The sequence below is a fragment of the uncultured Oceanicoccus sp. genome (assembly GCF_963968385.1).
Lineage (GTDB): Bacteria > Pseudomonadota > Gammaproteobacteria > Pseudomonadales > Dasaniaceae > Oceanicoccus.
In genome coordinates, this window is the sequence record NZ_CAXAHB010000111.1 from 1 (window position 1) to 3,602 (window position 3,602).

4 protein-coding genes are annotated in these 3,602 nt (G+C 48.3%); 1 reads left to right on the forward strand and 3 read right to left on the reverse strand.

Annotation, left to right across the window (positions count from 1 at the left end; genetic code table 11):
- The 3 genes from AACP44_RS08700 to trmJ form a co-directional block, all read right to left on the reverse strand.
- The coding region (locus AACP44_RS08700) for an aminotransferase class V-fold PLP-dependent enzyme (RefSeq protein ID WP_339340138.1) at positions 1 to 1,126 on the reverse strand (1,126 nt) is incomplete at its 3' end.
- 27 nt (positions 1,127 to 1,153) lie between these two features.
- A complete protein-coding gene (iscR, locus tag AACP44_RS08705) occupies positions 1,154 to 1,633 on the reverse strand; it encodes a Fe-S cluster assembly transcriptional regulator IscR (protein ID WP_339340139.1) in 480 nt (159 codons plus the stop codon).
- Between the two features lie 172 nt (positions 1,634 to 1,805).
- Positions 1,806 to 2,594: a tRNA (cytosine(32)/uridine(32)-2'-O)-methyltransferase TrmJ gene (gene trmJ, locus AACP44_RS08710; protein ID WP_339340140.1), complete on the reverse strand. Its 789-nt coding sequence runs from the start codon at positions 2,592 to 2,594 to the stop codon at positions 1,806 to 1,808.
- A 205-nt stretch (positions 2,595 to 2,799) separates the two neighbouring features.
- Between trmJ and AACP44_RS08715 the strand changes: the two genes are divergently transcribed.
- On the forward strand, positions 2,800 to 3,602 hold an 803-nt coding region (locus tag AACP44_RS08715; protein WP_339340141.1), incomplete at its 3' end, for an inositol monophosphatase family protein.

The following is a 3,602-nucleotide window of genomic DNA, read 5'->3' on the forward strand; positions in this document are numbered from 1 at the left end:
AAATAGTACGAATATGAGCGACAACTGCGATCACATTCTCTTCTGTGGTAAAACGGCCTAATGAAAATCGAATCGAACTGTGTGCATCGTCATCGCTCACCCCCATAGCTTTTAATACATAGGAGGGCTCCATGCTCGCCGAGGTGCAGGCCGAACCGGTGGATACCGCTAATTCTTTTAGGGATAACAATAATGTCTCGCCGTCGACGCCGCTAAAGCAGACATTTAAGTGTCCGGAGCTAACCTGCTGTTCGCTGCCATTTCTTTTAACACCGGGCAAATCGGCAATACCGGACCACAGCAAGTCGCGCAAACCAGCTATCCTCAATACTTCATCACCCAGCTGCTTGGCCGCAAGTTTTGCCGCTTCACCCATACCCACTAATTGGTGCGTTGCCAATGTTCCGGAACGCATACCTCGCTCGTGACCACCACCATGTATCTGGGCTTGTAACTGGGCTTGCACCGGACGACGTACATAAAGTGCACCGACACCTTTGGGGCCGTAAAATTTATGCGCTGACAAACTCATTAAATCGACTTGCAAGGCTTGAACATCCATTGACACTCTACCGACAGCCTGTGCTGCATCAACATGCAATAACACGTTATTGTCGCGGCAAATCTTTCCAATATCAGCAATCGGGTTGATAACCCCAGTCTCGTTATTGACCTGCATAATACTAACCAGCTTGGTATCTTTTGTTATCGCCTGCTGAACTTGTTGCGCGCTAATTAGACCCTCGGTATCAGGCTCTAACCAAGTCACACTAACGCCCTTTTGCTCCAACCATCTGGCAGGATCGATGACCGCTTTATGTTCAATCACCGAGGTAATTAAATGCCCTTGATAGTTGTCGGTTTCAAAAATGCCTTTTAATGCAAGGTTATCGGATTCAGTGGCACCGCTGGTCCAGGCAATTTCTCTGGGGTCACAGTTGATTAATTCCGCAACATGCCGCCGCGCCATTTCAACCTGCTCTTCTGCCTGCCAACCATAGATATGTGAACGGGAAGCAGGATTGGCAAAGATACCTTTTTGGGTTAAGCAAGCTGCCATAGCCTCTGCCACACACGGATCGACCGGCGTGGTTGCAGCATAATCAAGATAAATCGGCAGTGGCATAAACGCTTCCTAGTGCGGTTGTAAAATTTAACTAATCGATGACAGCGGAATGATCTCGGCATTATCCTGCTGACGCCTGTCCTGACGTGCCGCTACATCCTGCACATCTCGATCAGCCACTAAACTGGCCAAACTAATACCGCTTAAAAAATGATGAATTTGATCACTCAAATCACACCACAAGTGATGTGTTAGACATTTCTCACCATCCTGACAATCACCGCCTCCACCGCAACCGGTAGCATCGATGGTTTCATTGACAGCATCCACAATTTGGGCAACAAAAATTTCTTCACAGGCGCGACTCAGTAAATAGCCGCCACCGGGGCCGCGTACACTAATCACTAGATTATTACGGCGCAATTTGGCAAATAGCTGTTCGAGGTAAGACAGTGAAATACCCTGACGATTGGAAATATCCGCAAGACTGATAGGGCCTGAATTTAAATGTATCGCCAAATCTAGCATCGCAGTCACTGCATATCGGCCTTTTGTTGTCAGCCTCATAGTAAAAATCCGTTAGTTTAGAGAGTGTCGCCATAGTGCAATAACCCACTAATTTAGTCAATTATAAAACCGAGTATTTTACTTGGTTTTTAGCAGGAAAGACCTAATGCTGGAGCAACAACCTTATAAAAAGTATGCCTATAGAGCAATTAATTTGCAGTAGAAACCACTATCACTGCCTATCTTTGGCCTTGTTTACCCACTGCTGGGTTGAGGTAAGGATGCCTCGCATCATCTGTACTTCAAGGTCATCCATACGGGTGCGACTATAAAGCCGACGCAGGCGGGTCATTAGCTGCTTAGGGGCAGCAGGGTTTAGGAAGTCCATATCGATCAGGGTTTGTTCCAGATGGGTATAGAGGCGCTCAACCTCGTCTACCCGGGCAAAGCGGGTATCCCATTCCTGCATTTCATCGTTGCTTAACTCACCCTCAAGATGTCTCATACGGAGCTCATAGGTCACCACCTGTACTGCCATCGCCAAATTTAAAGAGCTATAGTCTTGGCTGGATGGGATATTGACGTGCAAATGACAGGCTTGAAGCTCCTCGTTAGTTAATCCGCGATCTTCTCGCCCAAACACTAAGGCAACGGGATGCTCGGATAACTCAGGATAAATTTTCTCTGCGCATACTCTTGGATTAACCAGCGGCCAGGGTATACGTCGACCCCGCGCACTGGTGCCGACCACCAGACCACAATCAGCCACAGCCTGCTCCAGCGTCTCAACCACAACGGCGTTATCAAGAATATCCACCGCACTGGCGGCGCGCCAACCTGCCCGCTCATGCGGAAAGTCCTTGGGCTTGACCAGATACAAATTCTTTAGCCCCATATTTTTCATGGCACGAGCGGTGGCGCCTATATTGCCGGGGTGGGAGGTATGTACCAGCACAACACGGGCGTTATGCATTGGGTCATGATTTGGGTCATGCGTTGGATTGGAGGGAGTTGAAGTCACGGCAGCCTACTCTTCTATGTCTCTTTGTCTGTCTCTATAAAAGGCGGCCGATTCTAGCAGAATTTCACAAAGTCGATAGGGGCAAACTTCTAAAGGATTAAATTTAGTTGTAGCTAGCCATAATTGCCGTTTCTAGTTTGCCAAATCTACTGCTATAATCCGCCGCCAATTAATGCCCTACCTACCATTAACCCTAGGTCTGCCCATGGAACCCATGCTAAATATCGCCTTGCGAGCCGCCAGAAACGCCGGTGAAATTGTTGCCCGCGCCACTGAACAGATCGATATGCTAGAGGTTAAAGAAAAGAGCTCGAATGACTTTGTCACCGAAATTGATCAGGCGGCAGAAAAAGAGGTGATTTACCATATCTCCAAGGCCCACCCCGACCATGCGTTTTTAGGCGAAGAAGGCGGACTACAAGGCAATGCCGATAGCGATTATCAATGGATTATTGACCCAATCGACGGCACGACTAATTTTATTCGCGGTATCCCCCACTTTGCTGTCTCTGTTGCCTGTATGTATAAAGGCCAGTTAGAACATGCGGTGATTGTTGATCCTATTCGCCGTGAAGAATTTACCGCCAGCCGCGGTAAAGGCGCCCAGTTAAATGGCCGCCGTATGCGTGTGAGCCCAAACAAATCATTGGACGGCAGCTTGATTGGCACTGGCATTCCGTTTAAATCCCGCAGTGAAGCCTATATCCCCGCCTATACAAAAAGTCTCGAAGCGGTTGCCAGACAAACCGCCGGTATTCGTCGCGCTGGTGCTGCCTCGCTGGATTTGGCTTATGTGGCTGCCGGTCGCTTGGATGCCTTTTGGGAAATTGGGCTTAACAAATGGGATATTGCTGCCGGGGTGTTACTGATTAGAGAGTGTGGCGGGCTAGTATCTGACTTTAACGGTGGCAATGATTTTATGAACTCAGGCAATATTGTCGCAGGCAACCCAAAATGCTTTAAAGCTGTACTACAAACCATACAGCCCCACCTAAAACATATTAGCTA